The 16,842-nt window shown below is 72.4% G+C and carries 7 protein-coding genes and 1 pseudogene; 1 reads left to right on the forward strand and 7 read right to left on the reverse strand.

The window, feature by feature from the left end; translation table 11 throughout:
• The 7 genes and pseudogenes from ACFWVP_RS07810 to ACFWVP_RS07840 all read right to left on the reverse strand — a co-directional run.
• Positions 1-11,477: pseudogene (locus ACFWVP_RS07810) on the reverse strand (hypothetical protein); the annotation flags it as partial.
• Positions 11,478-11,840, reverse strand: coding sequence for a hypothetical protein (locus ACFWVP_RS07815; protein ID WP_384494483.1), 363 nt, complete (start codon positions 11,838-11,840; stop codon positions 11,478-11,480).
• Positions 11,837-12,328 (reverse strand): YbaB/EbfC family nucleoid-associated protein, encoded by a 492-nt coding sequence (locus ACFWVP_RS07820; RefSeq protein ID WP_384494485.1) that lies wholly within the window; start codon positions 12,326-12,328, stop codon positions 11,837-11,839. The genes ACFWVP_RS07815 and ACFWVP_RS07820 overlap by 4 nt, the downstream gene beginning before the upstream one ends.
• Before the next feature lie 97 nt (positions 12,329-12,425).
• A complete protein-coding gene (locus tag ACFWVP_RS07825) occupies positions 12,426-12,584 on the reverse strand; it encodes a hypothetical protein (protein ID WP_384494487.1) in 159 nt (52 codons plus the stop codon).
• A gap of 789 nt (positions 12,585-13,373) precedes the next feature.
• Positions 13,374-14,138 (reverse strand): transglycosylase family protein, encoded by a 765-nt coding sequence (locus ACFWVP_RS07830; protein WP_384494489.1) that lies wholly within the window; start codon positions 14,136-14,138, stop codon positions 13,374-13,376.
• Between the two features lie 187 nt (positions 14,139-14,325).
• On the reverse strand, positions 14,326-15,060 hold the full coding sequence (locus ACFWVP_RS07835; RefSeq protein ID WP_384494491.1) for a peptidoglycan recognition protein: 735 nt from the start codon (positions 15,058-15,060) through the stop codon (positions 14,326-14,328).
• Positions 15,061-15,146: 86 nt separating this feature from the next.
• Entirely contained in the window at positions 15,147-15,794 is a 648-nt protein-coding gene (locus ACFWVP_RS07840) for a ScbR family autoregulator-binding transcription factor (protein WP_384494492.1), read from the reverse strand.
• Between the two features lie 90 nt (positions 15,795-15,884).
• Here ACFWVP_RS07840 and ACFWVP_RS07845 point away from each other — a divergent pair, with 90 nt between their 5' ends.
• On the forward strand, positions 15,885-16,814 hold the full coding sequence (locus ACFWVP_RS07845; protein ID WP_384494494.1) for a ScbA/BarX family gamma-butyrolactone biosynthesis protein: 930 nt from the start codon (positions 15,885-15,887) through the stop codon (positions 16,812-16,814).
• Positions 16,815-16,842: the final 28 nt, after the last annotated feature.

Here is a 16,842-nt window from a genome sequence, read left to right on the forward strand (position 1 = left end):
TCGACGGCGGGGTCCTTCACCGCCTCCCCGACCACGGCAGGGTCCTTCCCGGCCCCGGTTTCCGTCGCAGGTTCCGTCGTGGGCGGTACGGGAGGAGCGGGCGGCGCGGGCGGTGCGGGCGGTGCGGGCGGTGCGGTGTCCTCGACGGCGGGGTCCTTCACCGCCTCCCCGACCACGGCAGGGTCCTTCCCGGCCCCGGTTTCCGTCGCAGGTTCCGTCGTGGGCGGTACGGGAGGTGCGGGCGGCGCGGCCGTCTTGACCTGTACGGGGACGACCGACACCCCCAGCGCCTCCGTGAACAGCCCCGCGACCTGCTCCAGCCAGCCCGCTGCGGCCTCCGGGTCGAGACCGGGACGGACGGACTCGCTCATGTACCGGCCGGACTTGTCGTTCACCGACCACCGGCCCCGCTCCGGACTCCACCGGAACTCGCCGGAGACCCGGCTCCTGCCCGGCTCCAGCCGCCCCGTCTCCCCGAAACCGGCCGCGATGCCCGTATGCCCGAGGCCGTCCAGGTTCGCCCGCAGCGCTTCTGCCGTCAGGTCGGGTGTGACCCGCCGCATGCCCGCGAGCAGAGCGTCGAACTGCTCCGGTGTGACGATCGCGCTCGGTTCCTCGCTGCCCAGCAGCACCCGCCCGTCCCCGGTGACGGTGTAGAGCCAGACGGCGTCGGTGTCGGCGGTGATCAGCAGGTCGGGATCGACCTCGTCCAGGGGCACCCACAGCGGGTTCATCCGTACGTCGCCGTCGGCGTCCCGCTCCTCCGGCTTGACCCGCTTCGGAGCCACCGGATCACCGAAGACCAGCAGGTCACGCGGGTCGGCGTCGCTGCCGTTGTAGTGGTCCGAGCCGTTGTAGTGCACCTCGATCACCCGGGACGCGTCGCTGAGCCCGGCGCGCGCGTCGTCGACCTGACGTCCGTCCCGCACCACCTCGACACGGACCTCGAAGACATGGGCGAGCAGGGGCAGGAAGATCTCGCCCACCGAGGTGATGTAACGGTCCTCCCAGTGGGTCACGGCGTCCAGGACCGCGTGCAGTTCCACGTCGTCCAGCGGTGCGGTGCTCGTCGCGTAGAGGCTGGTCAACTCCCGCCGCAGGCCCGCCTCCGAGCGGTCCACGAGCATGTCGGCGTCCACACCGTGGTGGTCGAGCAGCGAGACGAGCCCGGCCCGGTGGCGGCCGGCGATCCGGGCCTCGAACTCCGCCGCCGTCGACATCCGCAACTGCCCTATGACGAGCGGGTGCAGCCGCCCCCCACTCGCGACCAGGTGGTCCTCGACGGCCAGGCGCATCGCGGTGGCGACCGCGGTCTCCGGGCCGCCCGGGTAGTGGCCCTGCCCGGACCGGACCGTGGCACGCCCGGCGAGCCCGGTGCGCACGGCGGCGGGGTCGTCGAGCCAGGCGTAAGCGGCGGGGTCGGACGTCGCCAGTCCGGGCAGCCGGCCGCGCATGTGCGCGGGGTCGCTCGCCATGAACGAGAACAGCAGGCATTCCCCGGTCGCCGGAACGGGAACCGGCAGCCCTCTGGCCGGCCTGTTCCGGGACCCGCCGACGGGCTCCCTCGACGGGTCCTTCACCGGATCCTCGGGCGCGGGATCCTCGGGCGCGGGATCCTTGGGCGCGGGATCCTTGGGCGCGGGGCCCTTCGGCGCGGACTCCTCCGCGGGCTCCGTCCCCTTCCCCGGCGGCGTACGCACCCCGTCCCCGTCCACGTCCAGATCCGCATCCGGATCCGCTTCCGCATCCACGCCCCCCGGCACCGCAAGCTGGAAGTGCCGGTCCGCGAGGCTCAGCACCACGCGGGGGCGGGTCGGTTCGGGCCCGTCCAGGAGGCCCTTGAGGTGCCCCGTACGGTCGGACGGCGCGGGGCCGAAGTCCTGGTAGCGTCCCGCGTCGTCCACCACGGTGACGTCCACGCCGAAGGTCCGCGCCGCGAGCAGCGGGAGCAGGTCGGCCGCCGCGTGGTTCCAGCCCGTCTCCGCGTCCGCGTCGCCCGGCCGCGTCAGCTGGGCGACCGCGAGCGCGGCCCGGGCCGCCGGGTCCGGGGTCACGGAGTGCGGGATCAGCCCGTCCAGCCCGTCGAACTCCCGGCCGCCCGGGGTGTCCGGCCCCAGCGGACCGGTCCCCCGCAGGCCCGCCGCGGTGGCCTCGGCGTCGCTGAACGTGTCCGTGTGGTCCGGCGCGACCAGGTCGAGGAGGTCGGCGTCCGCCGGATCGGAGAGCCTGCTCGCGAGCAGGCGGCGCAGTTCGCGTATCGCCGCCCGCCGGTCGCCGAGGTCGATGCCCCGGTCGGTGAGCAGTTCGGGCGCGGTGCCGCTCAGCCCTTCCACCAGGGCGTGGAAGAACGCCTCGCCGTCCCTGGGTACGTCCCGCAGGGTGTAGGTGGCCCCGTCGGGCGAGGTGAGCCGTGTCCCGCCGTCCGTGACGGTCCTGGTGTACGCCGGTGGGGCGGGCCGGGGCTCGGGCTTCGGTGGCGGCGTGGGCTTGCGGTGGGCGACGGCCTCGGGCTCGGCACGGTCGCCGAGCCGGGTCCGGCCCTCGGCCGTGGCCGCCTCCTGGTGCCACCGGGTGAGCTGGTCGGCCCCGGCCCTGACCCGGTGGTACTCGGCCGCCGCGTCCTCCGCCACCGCCCTGAGTCCGTCGAGCAGGGCCCGCCGGTTGGTGAAGGCGTCGAGTGCCGCGTCCCGCCGCCGGGTGACCGCTTCGACGCGGCGGGCCGAGGTCGTCACGTCCTTCTCGGCCGCGGCCACCTTACGGGCGGTCCCCGCCGCCCGCCTCCGTGCGGCGCCCACATGGACCTCGGCGGCCGACACGAGCTCGCCCGTGGTCCGTTCGGCCGTCGCCAGGGCGGTGCGGGCCTCGGTGATCTGGTCCCGCACCAACTCGGCCCAGCCGTCGTGGGCGGCTTCCCCGGTGTCCGTCTCCTCCAGCGACTCCAGGGCTTCGCGCGCCTCCCGGACCTGCTGCCGCGCCGTGTCCCGTACCCCGTCGAGCCGGTCGATCGCCGCTTCCAGGGCGGTCCGGTCGATCTCGGCGGCGTCGTACGCCAGGCCCAGGCGCCGCCCGTCGGCGTCGGCGGTCGTGCGTGCCGCGTCGAGGGCGGTCTCCGCGGCGTCGCGCGCCTCCCGCAGGGCGAGGGCCGAGCGGCGCTTCTTCCAGTACGCCTTGTCCGCGTCCACCCACGCCTTGCTCGCGCTGCCGACCGCGTCCCAGGCCTCGCCCACCCGGGCGGGGAAGTTCGTCCCGTTGATCAGGCCGAGTTCCCTGGCGATGTCGTCCCGCACCCACACGAGGGCGAACGCCTCGGACCCCACCGCCTTCAGCCCCGGCCGGACGTGGCCGAACGTGCCGCCGACCAGCCGCCCGATACGGCTGTCCTTGATGCCCCGCTGTACGTCGGCGACGCTGAGCCAGGCGGTGGGCACGGCGAACAGGAACACCCGGCCGGTCTTGGGCTTGGTGTTGACCGAGGTCATCTGGTCCGCGGAGGTGGCGAGTGAGTCCCCCTCGGCGGCGTACGGGCCGGTGCCCGAGGCGCCCAGCTGGTTCATCCCCGTCTTGTCGGAGCTGATCAGCACTCCGGCCCCGAGTGCCGAGTCCTGGACGTTCTCCCGGCCGACGGACGTCGCCGCGCTCTCACCGGTCCTGCGGAGCATCTCCATCTTCTTGCCGTCCGCGACGGTCAGCAGTACCGCCCGGCTGAAGTCGGGTTTGGCGTAGAGGTCGAGCTGGGCGCTGTCGCTGCTGACCACGTTCCGCTCGGTCAGCCCGGGGATGCGGTAGCCGCCGGCGGTCACCGCCTGGTGGTAGTAGGCGGACAGGGCCGCGTTGGACGCCCCGTCCTCCAGCGCCTGGGCCGAGCCGGTGCCCAGGCGGGTGAGCCCGGTGTCGCGGGAGCGGCGCGGGGCGTCGGTCCCGTCGAGGGAGAACCCGGCGTCGTACGAGAGGGCGACCGCGTAGGTGTTCGCCACCTGGACGTCGGAGAGCCCGACGATCCGGCGTACGTCGAATCCGGTGTCGGGGAAGCGGAACGGCTTCATGGTGCCGTCGCCGTACCGGGTGTCCGGGCCCAGCACATAGGGCGAGATCCCCTGGTGCGGTGCGGCGAGCCCGGTCAGCCGCGGTGGACCCAGCAGGTCCGCGCCCGGATCGGCGTCCGGGGCCATGAGGCTGAGCGGAACGTGCTCGCGCAGCGTCCCGGCCGCGCCCTCCTCGGAGAGGACCTGCCGGCCGCGGAACCTGCCGAGCGTCCTCCCCCCGCCGTCCGCCGGGGCGTCGTCCGCCTCCAGCGTGATCCGGAGCCGGTACGGGGTGGCGACCTCCGCGTACGGTTCGGTGGACGCGGCCCGGAACACCGTCAGGGTCGATGCCGTACGGCTCCCGCCGCTGGACTGCCGGCCGGAGCCGGTCTCCGTGAAGGTGGGGCCCGCGGCGGCGGCCGTGCGGTCGCCCGTGTGCACGCTTTCGCCGACGAGATAGCCGAGGTCGGCGCCCTTGGTGGACTCGGACCCGTCCTGGACGGTCTCGATCGCCCGGCGGTTCTCCTCCATCTCCACGCTGTGGTCCAGCATCTCGAAGACGGGCGTCCCCGGGATGAGCTGGACCCTGATCCGGACCTGCCGCTTCCCGATGCGGACGCTGTGCCAGCCCCACGCCCCGGTGCGGGCGGGCACCGACGAGCCGGTGCCCGTCATCTCCTTGTCGAGGGAGCGCATGACCCGCGCCGACACCAGGGTGCGGACCCTCTCCCGGCCCGCGTCGTCCAGCCCGAGCGCACCCACCTGCCGGTCGAACGCGGCGAGCACGGCCGTCGGATCCAGTGCGTTGACGGGGTACGTGCCGAAGCTGTTGCCCTCCAGCCAGGCTTGCGGCGACCAGCGGTGGCGGGTGTAGCGCGGCACCTCCCCCATGCCGTCGTCGATCAGCCCGACCAGGTGGGCGCTCTTCTCCGGGACGTGGGCCAGCCAGCCGCCGGGCACCGTCGTCATCCGCCCGGCGGCGGAGGCGAGCCGGTCGGGGACGAAGGGCTTCCCCACGGCACGGGACCCGAGCATGCTGGAGGCCAGCGCCAGCCAGTGCTCGGCGGTCCCCGACACCAGGACCTGGTGGCCGAAGCCCTTGCGGTTCATGTCGTGGACGACGGCGCGGGTGACGATCCTGCTCGACTGGTCGGCCGTCGACCAGGGGCTCGCGACGAGACCGTAGGTGCCCAGCAGACCGGGGCCGGTCGCGTGGGAGCGGGCGTAGACGAGCTGCCCGCCGGTGAAGAAGGTCGTGCTCCTGGTGGTCTTCCCGGAGGTCTGCCCGGTGCCGCCGAGCACCATCTCGGTGTCCATCGGGACGGACGGGGTCAGGGCCCGGATGTCGTTCACCGCCGTCAGGTGGCGGAAGGTCGCCCACAGGGTGGAGTACGGGCCCTTGCCCATCAGCCCGGCGGCGGTCCAGCCGAGCGGGCCGGAACTCTGGTCGAAGTTGGACGTCAGGTACTGGGCCTGGAAGGCGCGGAGTACCGCCTCCCGGGTGGGAGTTCCCTCCTCGGAGAGCTGCCACGCACCACCCGAACCGCTGGTCAGTACGGCCCCCAGGGCGTCCACGAGGGCGGGCGCAGGTACGACGCCGATGGTCAGGAACGGATGGTTCTGCAGCGCCTGGAACATCCGCGAACCCCGGCCGTCCGGCGTCACCGGCCCGGGGTCACCCTCCAGGTCGGTGGCACGCACCAGGCTCCCCGGCCGGGTCAGGTCACCGAGGGCCAGCGCCCGTGCCCGCGCGGGCCGCAGGGTGCGCACCGGGTGCGGCGCGAGCCCCAGGTAGGGGTTCGCCGCCCCCCGGGCATGCGGGTCCACCGCGGGGGCGTGGGTGCCCGGGATGCTGATCAGCACCTGGCCGGTCCGAGGACCGCCCCCTACCGCCCGGCCCCCGGCGGCCGTACCCATCAGCAGGTCCTGCGGCTGGCGGAAGACGAACGGCTGGGTTCCCAGCAGCCCGAGGGTCGCCGTCCCGCGCAGCAGTCCCCGGAAGCGCCAGTAGCCGCCGCGGTTCACGGTGAGCGAGAGGTCGTAGCGGTAGAGGTGGGAGGGCCCGGCACTCACGCTCATCGGCTCGTACGTGGCCGTCGCGCCGAAGCCCGTCTCCTGGTCGGTCTGCCACCCCTTGCGTGCGCCGAGCGTCAGCACGCCCGCGTTGTTCGGGGCACCGATGTCGTCCGCGCTCGGATCGCGGAACGCCAACTGCCCCTCGAAACCGACCTCCGCGACGCGCTTCGAACTCTTCTGCCCGTCGACCCGCTCCACACCGATCGAGCTGTAGCGCAGCTTGAAGTCGTCCTGGACGCCCTCGAACCGGCGGTTGGTCAGCTCGCCGTGCAGCCACACGTAGCGGTGCCCCTGACCGATCCGGCCCGGCTCGTTGAACCTGATCCTGATCCCGGTCGTCGTCAACGCCTCCAGATTCCCCGCCATGCTCCGGTACGACAGGGTGGCGAGGACCTCCAGCGTGTTGGACAGCGCCGTGCGGTACTCCTCGTCGTCGCGCCACGGCGAGGACGCGGGGCGGATCCCGGCCAGCGGGCCGGGCGACTCCAGCAGCGCCGTCGTGCGCTCGCGCCAGGTCCTGCGCTCCGGCGGTGCGAGCTGGTCGAGACGGGCGACCAGCCGCGGGTACGTGGCCGCCAGCGCGGTCAGCACCTCGTCCGCGAAGGTGTCCAGGAGCGTGCGGTCCCGTCCCCCGGCGTCCGTCGCGCCGCTCCTCGTGCCGTCGTCGAAGGCGAACTCCTCCACCCGGTGCATGCCCAGGGTGGGCGGCCGGTCCAGGGTCAGATAGGCGGGGGCGAACGGCTGCGGGGCGCCCGCCCGCAGCGCCTTCCGTATCCCGTCGTCCCAGCCGGCCAGCCGGCGCGCCTCGGTGCGCGTCATCCGGTCCACGCTCCACGTGTGGAAGCGCGTCGGCGGGGCGCCGCTGCCGCTGCGGTTGACGTAGACCGTCTTGCGCACCAGGTAGAGGCCCGTGAGGTCGCCCTTGACCTGGCCCGCGGACTTGATCGCCCCGGAACCGCCGAGGGCAGCGGTACGCGACACGGAGAAGAGGTAGCGGAACGCGGGACCGAACTGCAGCCTGAGGTTGAGGCTCCCGTTCCCTCCCAGGTCGAAGAAGTTGAACGCCGGGCCCGCGACGCCGTCGATGCCGAACGCGGCGGTCTTCTGGAGGCTCCGGTCGTTGCGGACCGTCGAGGTGCTGATGTCACGCATCTCGGCTTCGGGCGTCTCCGTGATCAGCGTCGCCCGGCCCGGCACCACGTCCACCACGAAGACACCGAGCGGGGTGCGCGTCTTGTCGTCGGCGAACAGCGGCACGGTCGTCACCCGGCCCCTCGACAGCGCGGGCGCCTGCCGCTGGAAGCTGATCGAGGAGAAGAACGCGTCCAGTTCGCCGTAGGCGGTGCTGCCGGGTGCCACCCCGATCTCCCCGGCCGCCCAGTCCCGCATCCGCGCGACGGGCCCGAACCCCTCGGTGCGCACCAGCCGGTACGCGGAGTTGCGGCCGAGCTCCAGGGAGCGGGGGATGCGGCCCGGGCGCACGGTCGTGCTCGTCACGCTGTCCGGCAGCCGCACCGACAGCCCGTCCCGGACGGAGAATCCGAAGACCGCCGCGTCGGGGCCCGGCACCGTGACCGGCCGGCCGTCGGCGTCGGTCAGGGCCAACTCGTAGTACGCGTGGTCCAGATACACCCGGGAGCCGTCGAGCGCGCGGGTCTCCGTCTGGCTCGTGCCCTGGTCGGTCTGCCCGTAGGCGACCCTGTCGGTGAACCCGAACCGCAGCCCGATCCGCCCGAACCCGTTGAACGCGGCCGTGCCCATGGGCCCGATCGGGCCGCCCAGCGCGATCTGCGCGGTGGACTGCATGGTCTTGCTCTGCCCGGCGGCGGCGGTGGACCGGTGCATCCCGTCCACCTTCACGGGGCTGCCGTACGCGTCGTCGAACTGCTCCCAGTCGCCGTAGTGGCGCACGGTCACCGCCAGCTTCCTGACACTGCCGTCCTGTGCGGTGTACGGGAACACCCGGCCGTCCCCGGCCAGGGTCTTGGGCTCGTGCCGGAAGGCGTACGTCACGTCGGCCATCAGCCCGGCCCCGGTGGGTCCGTCGCTCGCCGGCGGCGCCGGGCGCACCACGTCACCGGCGCCGGAGAGCAGCCGGTCGATCTCCGCCAGGGCCTGACCCGTCCCGCGCAGGACGACATCGCTGTGCCCGAACGTCATGGAGCCGGACAGCATCTCGACGAGGATGTCCGGGGGGACGTCGTGCAGGAGCGACTGGACGTCGTCGATGTAGTCGGGCATCCGGCTGCCGTTCCCGAAGCGGGCCGGAGCCCGGCGCCCGCCCAGCGGGCGGTTCAGGCTCGGGTCCAGGACGGCGGGCCGGGTGCGGTCGAGGGTGGTGCGGATCCACTCCTTCTGCTTCGGGAGCGGCTTGGGGAGGGGTTCCGGGAGCGGTTTCGGGACGGTCCCGGACGTCGTCACCATCGTGGTGTCGGACCCGGGCGGATCGGTCACCTCCGTCACCTCGGCCGTCCCCGTCACGTCCGGCGTCCCGGTCGTCCCCGGGGCCGTCCCGCCGGTCCCGGGTGCCGTTCCGTCGCTGTTGGGGGGTACGGGCGCGTACGGCTCCGCCCCGGGGTGCCCGCCGACCGTGGCCCGACGGGTGGGCGGCGGCGGGGCGCTGTTGACGGGGCCGGGCTCGCCGATGTGAGCGGCGATCAGCTGCAGATGGCGCCCGCGCAGACCGCCCTGCGCGAGCCCGGCCGGCGCGGGGCTGCGGTAGTCGCCCAGCAGGCTTCCCGCGATGTCGGGGCGGTGGGGCGCGACCGCGTGGCGGGACTCGTCCCGCAGACCGAGCATGTGGGTGATCTCGTGCGCGTAGTCGATCGGATCGGCGTCCGCCCACCAGGCGGAACGGGTCATCTGCTCGTCCCGGCTCACGAGTTGGACGTTGAGGCCGTTGGGGTGCGGGTCGCTCACGACCTGCTCCACGGTCACATGCAGGAGATCGCCGTTCGGCAGCCGGTGGCCGGGGGCGTTGAGCAGGGCCTCCACACCGTCGACCACCTTCCCCCAGACGCCTTCCGGCAGCCGGTCGGGGCTGCCGACGCCGACCTGCACGGTCAGATCGGTGATGCTCTCGCCCTCGAACTCGAAGCGGCGCACCTCGAACTTCGAGTGCACGGCGAACTGCGTGGTCCGGCCCGGACGTTGCGGGTCCGCGGGCGTGGACACGGGATCGACCCACGTATGGGACCGGGTCTCGGGCTCCGCGTCGGCCCGTATGGACTCCCAGGCGGGCGACCCGGGGCCGGTGCCCGTTCCGGTGCCGCGCGATGCGGCCGGGGCCGCCGGGTGCTCCGCCGTCCCCTCCCCTCCCGCCCCGCTGTCCGTCACGGAGACGGGGGCCGTCTCCTCGGTGACGGACGACTGGGGCTGCTGCGACCGCGACGACTGCGGCTGCTGCGATGCCTGGGGCTGCTGCGCGGACTGGGGCTGCTGCGACGACTGCGGCGTGGCCGACGAGGACGTGTTGGGCTGCGAGGACTGCGGTGCGGCGAGCGGTGGCGGCTGTACACCCGGGGATGCCTCCGGCTCGTCCCGCCGCGCGGGATCCGCCTCCGGCTCGTCCCGCCGCGCGGGATCCGCTTCCTGGACCGACGGCTGCTGATCCGTACCGCCCGCCGCGCCGCGCCCGCCCGTCGAGGACTGCGTTGCCGGTGGGGCCGACGACCCGGGGCCCTGCGACGCGGACGGCACCTGGTCGCCCCGCGCCGGATCCGTCTCCTGCCCCGCGTACTCATCGTCCGTACGCCCGCCCGACTGCGGCGGGGTCTGCTGCGAGGAGGACTGCGGCTGAGGCGCGCCGAGGTTCGGTGACGTCGACGGGGTATCGAGAAGCGACTGCTGCGGATCGATGTCCCCGTCCGTGACCGGGAGGGACTGCGACCCGTCCTGGCCGGCGTCGTGGAGCGCCCCCGTGGGCCCCGGAAGGTTCCCCGTCGCGAGCGGCGGAGCAGACAACGGGGGCAGGGGCACGGACGACAACGGCGGCGGCACGGACATCACCCCGCCGAGACCGTCGAGCCCGCCGAGACCGTTGAGACCACCGAGACCACCGGCCCCGTCCGGCCCGTCCACCGGGCTCGCCCCGTTCCGGGGCCCGACGACCGGTGCCGGGTCGGTCGGCGAGGAAGTGGTGAGCGGCTGGCCGAGCGGTGAGGAAACCGAAGGCGGGACGACAGGAGGCGGTGCGCCGACGGTGTTCAGCGCGGACGGGCCGGGCAGCACGGTCGACACGGTCGGTACGGACGACACGGTCGGTACGGACGACACGGACGACACGGACGACACGGGCGGCGGCACCGACGCGTTCCGCGGCCCGTCGCCCCCGACCGTGCCCACCCTGTCGACCGTGCGCGGCGGACCGTTGAGGTCGGCCGACGCCACCGGGGGCGCGAAGAACTTGTCGTTGAGCCACAGCGCCCCGCCCCCGACGGCGGACTCCGCGTACATCCCGAACACCGCGCTGGTCCCGGAGCCCACGAAGGTCTCCCACTTGAACTCCCACTGCCCGTCGAAGAGGCCGGTGACCAGCACCTCCGCGAGGGTCTCGCTGATGCCCGAGACGACGAAGACCGCGGGGACGTCGTAGACGTCGTTCAGCACCTTCGACACAAAGGGATTCCGCGGCGGGAAGTCGATGTCCAGGTTGTCGAGGTGCTTGCCCCCGTTGTTCATCCAGTCCTTGAACTTCGGCGGGAACCGTCCGAAGGCGCTCTCGAAGAAACCGCCGAGCGCACCGAACGCCGCCGCCTTCCCCACATCTCCCCAGTCGACACCGGAGGGTTTGCGCCCGGGCGGGTTGAACGCGATCTGGGCCAGCCTCACCGCCAGGGTCTGGATCGCCTCCGCGAAGGCCTCGCTGAGCGTGGGGGCGATGTGGGTCATCCGCACCAGCCGGTCGATGATCATCAGCACCGCCAGCCGGGTCCGCGCCCTGGCCAGCGCCATCTGCGAGATCGACGTACCGCCGGTGAAGAACGCCATGGCCGCCAGGAAGGCCAGCTCTATGAGGAGCAGGATGATCTCGGAGATGATCTCCCACTTCGACTCCTGGATCTTCATCGAGTAGTTGACCTGCCCATCCGCCATGTCGTCCAGCTGCTTGACGATCTCCCGGAGCCGGTTGACCCCTCCGTCGTCGAGCAGCAGGGACAGGCCCTGGACGTACCCGCGCGCCACGTCGTCCGGCAGCGAACGGCCGGCGTTCCACACGGACTCCTGCAGGGCGTCCCCCAGTGCGAGGATCCGTTTCCCGTGGTTGAGGTAGAGGGAACGACTGACCCACGCCAGGTTCTCCCGGGCCTGCAACGGCATCTCGCCGAGCAGGATCCAGAGCATCTTCCTGACGTCCTCAGGGAAATTGATCTCCTGCACTCAGCGCTTCCCCTGCCCGTCGCCGACGGCCGCCTCTTCGTTCCTCGCCTGGTGCGCCCGGATCTTGTCGGCGGCGTCCGTACGGGTGCTCTCCATGTTCTCCAGGTTGGTGAGCGTCGCCGAGACCAGCGCGTCGAGCGCCTCGTACAGCGACTGCGCGATGTCCGTGCAGTACCGGTTGTTCGCCTCGTACTTCGGGCGCACCCCGCGGGCGAAGTCGTCCGTCCAGCCGGCCCATCCGCTGTAGTCGTTCTCCTCGTGCCTGAATTCCTCGCTCATGCGCTTGGCCAGGGAAGGCAGGAGTTTCATCTCCTCGATGCTCCGCCGCAGGTTGGTTGTGTTCGCCTCGTACGCACCGCTCATCTCCGGCCTCCCCGTACCCCCGGGCGCCCGTCGTCCGAGTCGTCATGGATCTCGTCCCGCAGCCGGTCGCTCGACGACCAGCCGTCTCCGCCACCCTCGCTGTCGTACGCGGGGCCCAGGATGCGGTCCCAGTCGACGTCGAAGCCGCCGAACTCCGGTGCGATGCCGGTGGGACGGGTCAGCGGCTCGAAGATCTCCCGGACCCGGTGCGCCATCTGGGCGCGCCCCTGCTCCACGGCTTCCAGGACCGAGGCGGCGAGCTGCGCGCCCGGCATGCTCCGGAACCGGGTGTCGAGGAACCGCAGGCCCATCAGCTCGCCCTGTGGACCGATGGTGACCTCGACCGTGCGGTCGCGCGAGCGCTCGGTGAGCGAGGTGTCGCGCAGAGCGCCCTCGGCCCGCGCGACGGCGGCCTCGACCGCCGCCAGTTCGGCCCTCGCCTTGGCCAGGCGCTGCTCCATGGGCTCGGGCGGCTCTCCCGGGTTCATCGGCTGATCACGGCGGGCGCGCCTCCCTCGTACGCGGTCCCGGATGCCTTCGTCCCGGATTCCGCCTCGTCCTCGGCGGGCGTCACCAGGTTCTCGGTCACCGGGGCCTGCCCGTGCGGTGGATGAGGCCGGAGGCGAGGTCGGACTTCATGTTCCCGACGTCCTGCCGACTGCGCCGGATACCGGTGAACGCCTGCTCCGGCGCGGTCACACCGTTCCGTGTGCCGCGTGCCTCCGACTGCTGCGTGCCCGCCATGGACCGCACCTCCTGGTGAACTCGACGACCCGGGAGTCCGCTTCAACCAAAAGTAGACAGAGGGGCGGTCGGGGCAGCAGTGAATTCCGGAGAGTTCCCTGATCCGCCTTCCTCCATTGGCGATGCCCGCCCTGGAAGTTCATTTTCCGTACGCCGGGAATTTCCTGGTGTCCGTCATTTCGGATCGCACCCGGCCGTGGGCGGGGCTGTGCGTTCCGTGGCGGCGGATTCCGAAGCCAGGCCCGGTCCGGTTCGGCAGCATGACCGAGCCCGCCGAGATCGACCCGCCGGCTGGTCGAGGTGGCACGCGCGGACCTTGTGGACCGGTACGTCGGCCACATCGCGCCGCTCGCGGGGGAAGTCTTCGAACGCGTCTCGGGTGGTGTGCTGTTCACAGAAGGGTTGTGCACCCCGCTCCCGGGGGAGCGGCCTCCGGCCTCGACAGGGAAGACGTGGAGACACTGCTCAAGCTGATGGGGGAACCTCGTGGCGACGTGGGCGTGATAACCGCCGTACACACCCGGGAGATGCCGCGCTCCTGGATTCCCACCCTGGTCCCGCCTCATGATTCTCCCGCTCGGTGGAGTTCGAGAACCACATGTCATGGCCCCGCATACCTCGGAATTCGGCTACGCCTACGTGGACGACACGCTCGGGGTCTCCACGGCTGTGTGGACGCCCTTCCGCGCGATGCCACCTTCGGCAACGCCCGTACGTCGCGGCGGAGCTCGATTCCATGACCACGCACCGGGCCCGTGGACTTCGGCCCTACCGGCACGCCGACCGGGTTCAGGCGGCCAGTCGGAGGCGCTGCCCCGGGTAGATGAGGTCCGGGCCCTCGTCCAGCAGCTCACGGTTCAGCTCGAACAGCGCGTCGGTGCCACCGGGTACGTCGGCCCGCTCGGCGATCACGGAGAGGCAGTCGCCCGGCTCGACGACGTAGGTCTCGCTGCCGGCGAGCTCATGGGAGTCGGTCGCTTCCGCCGCGTCGGACGCCTCGTGGGAGTAGCCGGACGAGCTGCTCGAACCGCTGTCCGACTGACGCTGGGGGGTGGCCTTCGGCGTCTCGCTGCGCTGGGGGGTGCTGCCAGCCTGCGGGTTCGATGTGCCGTTCACGCCGAGCCGGCCGCAGGTGGGCCAGGCGCCCATTCCCTGTGAGCGGGCCACGCGTTCACCGACGGCGATCTGCTGGGAGCGGGTGGCGAGGTCGGCGCGCGGTGCGTACTGCCCGCCGCCGTAGGCCCGCCAGGTGGAGGGCGCGAACTGCAGCCCACCGTGGTAGCCGTTGCCGGTGTTGATGTTCCACCGGCCGTTGCTCTCGCACTCGGCGATGCGGTCCCAGTCGGTGCCCGCGGTGACGGTCGGCGCCGCGGCGGCCCGCACGGGGAACGCCCGGACGGTGGAGACGGGCTGGGCGGTGACGGCCTGAGCGGTGGCGGCCTGGGCCGGGACGGCCGCGGCGCTGCGGCCGGAGAGGCCCAGCACGCCCAGGAGGACCAGCAGAAGGGCGAGCACCGATTCGACGGGTCGCTTGGCGAGGGGTGATGCCGGCATGACGGTATTCCTCCGCTGTGCTCCGGGACTGTACAAGGGCACGAACAGATAAGCCGCCGATATGCTTTTGAGGGGGTACCGACGCGTTCCGCGTCCGCACAATCACCCGAGTGGAGGCCCACGGCCCGGCGCGAGGGACCGGTGCGGAGGAATGGCGCGGAGGGCTGGCGCGAAGGTCGGGCGGAGGTCAGCGCCGGGTGACGCGGAGGCGGGCCATCTCGGCCCGGACAAGCGGCAGTTGGTCGTACAGCGCGTCCCCGGGACAGCTGGTCTGGAACGTGTCGCGGTGACCCGACACCGCGTGGAGGTGGACCACCTCACCCCGCTGGTACAGGCTCTCGTCGTTCGTCGAGACCATCCGCACGGTGCTCCGCGGGTCGGTGCCCCGACGCAGCTTCCACGCGCCCACCTTCGCGATCCCCTCGATGAGCGCCTCGGGCACCGGCACCCCCGGGCCGAAGCTGCCGAGCGCCGCGATGCCCACGCTGTGCGCGTTGAAGCCCTTGGCGTGCGCCCCGCGCACGGAGCGGCCCACGCCGCCGGCCCGGCCCTCGTAGATGGTCCCGCAGCGGTCGACGACGAAGTTGTAGCCGATGTCGTCCCACCCCTCACCCGAGACGTGGTCCTCCTCCATCGCCCGGAGCATCCTCGGGGCGTCGGCACAGTCGTAGTCGTTGCTGTGGTTGGTGTGGTGGACGAAGACCGCGTTCACCGCCCCCGTGTACGTCGCGTGCTCCTTGACCAGGCTCTCGTCCGCGCGCCACTGGGCCCGGCTGACGATCACGGGCTGCGGGGCTCCGGGCGGGGCCGCGGGCTCGGCCGTGGCCGGCTCGGGCGCGGCGAGGTGTACCGGCGCGTCCCGGAACACCAGGACGGCCAGCGGCACGACGACGGCGCCCAGGGCTGTTCGGCGAAGCCACATGGGGCCAGCCTGTCCGCTGACCAGCCACGTCGCAGTCGTGGCGCATCCGGTCGGGTGAGACCGGCAACGGGGCAGGGACCCGCGGGTCAGGACGCGGCGGCGGCGGCCCTGTTCTCCTCGATGATGCGCCGGGCGCGGTGCGGGGAGGTGTCCAGCCGGGCCAGCACACCGGGGACGGCGTTGTTGGGGAGGATCAGTTCGAAGAGGGCCGAGATCTCGGCGACCAGGTCAGGCGGATCGGCCATCGCCTCCGTCACCAGCTGCACACCGGTCCAGGCCCCGACGAGGAGCCGGGAGGTGGAGACCGGGTCGACGTGCGGCAGCAGCTCGCCCCGCTCCTTGGCCTCGGTGAGGAGCTCGGTCTGGAGCGTGATCCAGTCCGGCCAGCGGGTGCCGAACAGACTGCGGGCCCGGGGGTCGACGGACAGCCGTATCGAGGCGCTGAGCATGGGCTCCCGGGGGAGCCGGTAGGCCAGCAGGAGCGCGGTGTCCACCCATTCCTGCAGCTTGAAGGTCTGCGGGGTGACTCCGTCCGAGGTCACGGCCTCTTCGAGGACGCCGCGCGCCAGCTCTTCCTTCGAGGTGAAGTGGAAGTAGAGCGCGCCCCTGGTGAGACCGGCCCGGTCGAGGATCGCGGCGATCGTGGCGGCGTCGTAACCGTGCTCGTCGAAGACCTCCGCGGCGGCCTCGAGGAAGATTCTGCGCGTCCGGATCGCCCGTTGCTGTCTTGCCAACTCGCGCTCCCCTTGACCTCGGCTTGACGCTTCTTCAAAAAAGACCGGTGAACCGGTATTATATCAGCGCCAGGCTGCCCACTCTGCGCCATGTCCGGGGGGACCGTGCCCGACGTACCTGTTTTCCCTCATCATCCGTGTACCGACATCGGGGGCAGTGACGGGGTCCGTAAGGAATACGTCCACCTCAGCCGTGCCGAAGCCGTCCTCGTCACCGGATGGCACCGCCGCGAAGATGGCGAGTTCTCGCTCACCGCCGACTGGCCTGCCCCCGACGGCGGACTGCCCTACGACCCCCGGATGCTCACCCAGGCGATCCGGCAGAGCGGTCTGCTCATCGCGCATGCAGCGTACGGTGTACCGCTTTCCCACCACACCCTGTTGCACTCATTCGACTTCACCGTAGCCCCCGGGTTCCGTGTCGCGTCGACCGGGCCGTCCCCGCTCACCGTCGGGATCTCCCTCGCGGAGCCGAAGAAGCGCGGCCGTGCCGTGAGTTCCCTCGGCATGGACATCCGCCTCTACCAGGAGGAATCCCTGGTGGCGCGGGCCGACTGCGACTTCGGCTGGATATCCCCGGGCGCCTATCGCAGGCTCCGCGGCGAGCACCTCACGACCGGGTGGAACACCTGGGCGGTCCCCGCCCCGGCCGACCCCCGCACCGTCCGGCGGGCCACCGGCACCGATGTCGTGCTGGCGCCCGGCGACAGGCCCCATCACTGGCTGTTGCGCAACGACGTGGACAACGTGCTGCTGTTCGACCACCCCGTCGACCACGTCCCGGGGCTCGTCCTGATCGAGGCCGCGCACCAGGCGGCCAACGCCGTCCTGCACCCCGCACTCTTCGAGGCGACCACCGTCGACACGTCCTTCGAGCGGTACGTCGAATTCGACAGCCCCTGCTGGATCGAGGCGGAGGTGGCGCCCTCCCCCGGCCCCGGGCTCGCCACCGTGCTGGTCACGGGGACCCAGGACGGCGGAACGGTCTTCCGGGGCCGGCTCAGCGGTCCGTGCGGCTGAGCGCCCCACGGATCCGCCGGCCGCGGGA

Origin of the sequence: Streptomyces sp. NPDC058637 (genome assembly GCF_042717325.1) — a bacterium.
In the GTDB taxonomy this organism is placed as follows: Bacteria; Actinomycetota; Actinomycetes; order Streptomycetales; family Streptomycetaceae; genus Streptomyces.

Bases quoted from the DNA above. Each gene is read 5' to 3' on its own strand.
- ACFWVP_RS07845 (WP_384494494.1), top strand. From the start codon at position 15,885: ATGTCCGGGGGGACCGTGCCCGACGTACCTGTTTTCCCTCATCATCCG.
- ACFWVP_RS07825 (WP_384494487.1), bottom strand. From the start codon at position 12,584: ATGGCGGGCACGCAGCAGTCGGAGGCACGCGGCACACGGAACGGTGTG.
- ACFWVP_RS07820 (WP_384494485.1), bottom strand. From the start codon at position 12,328: ATGAACCCGGGAGAGCCGCCCGAGCCCATGGAGCAGCGCCTGGCCAAG.
- ACFWVP_RS07830 (WP_384494489.1), bottom strand. From the start codon at position 14,138: ATGCCGGCATCACCCCTCGCCAAGCGACCCGTCGAATCGGTGCTCGCC.
- ACFWVP_RS07835 (WP_384494491.1), bottom strand. From the start codon at position 15,060: ATGTGGCTTCGCCGAACAGCCCTGGGCGCCGTCGTCGTGCCGCTGGCC.
- ACFWVP_RS07815 (WP_384494483.1), bottom strand. From the start codon at position 11,840: ATGAGCGGTGCGTACGAGGCGAACACAACCAACCTGCGGCGGAGCATC.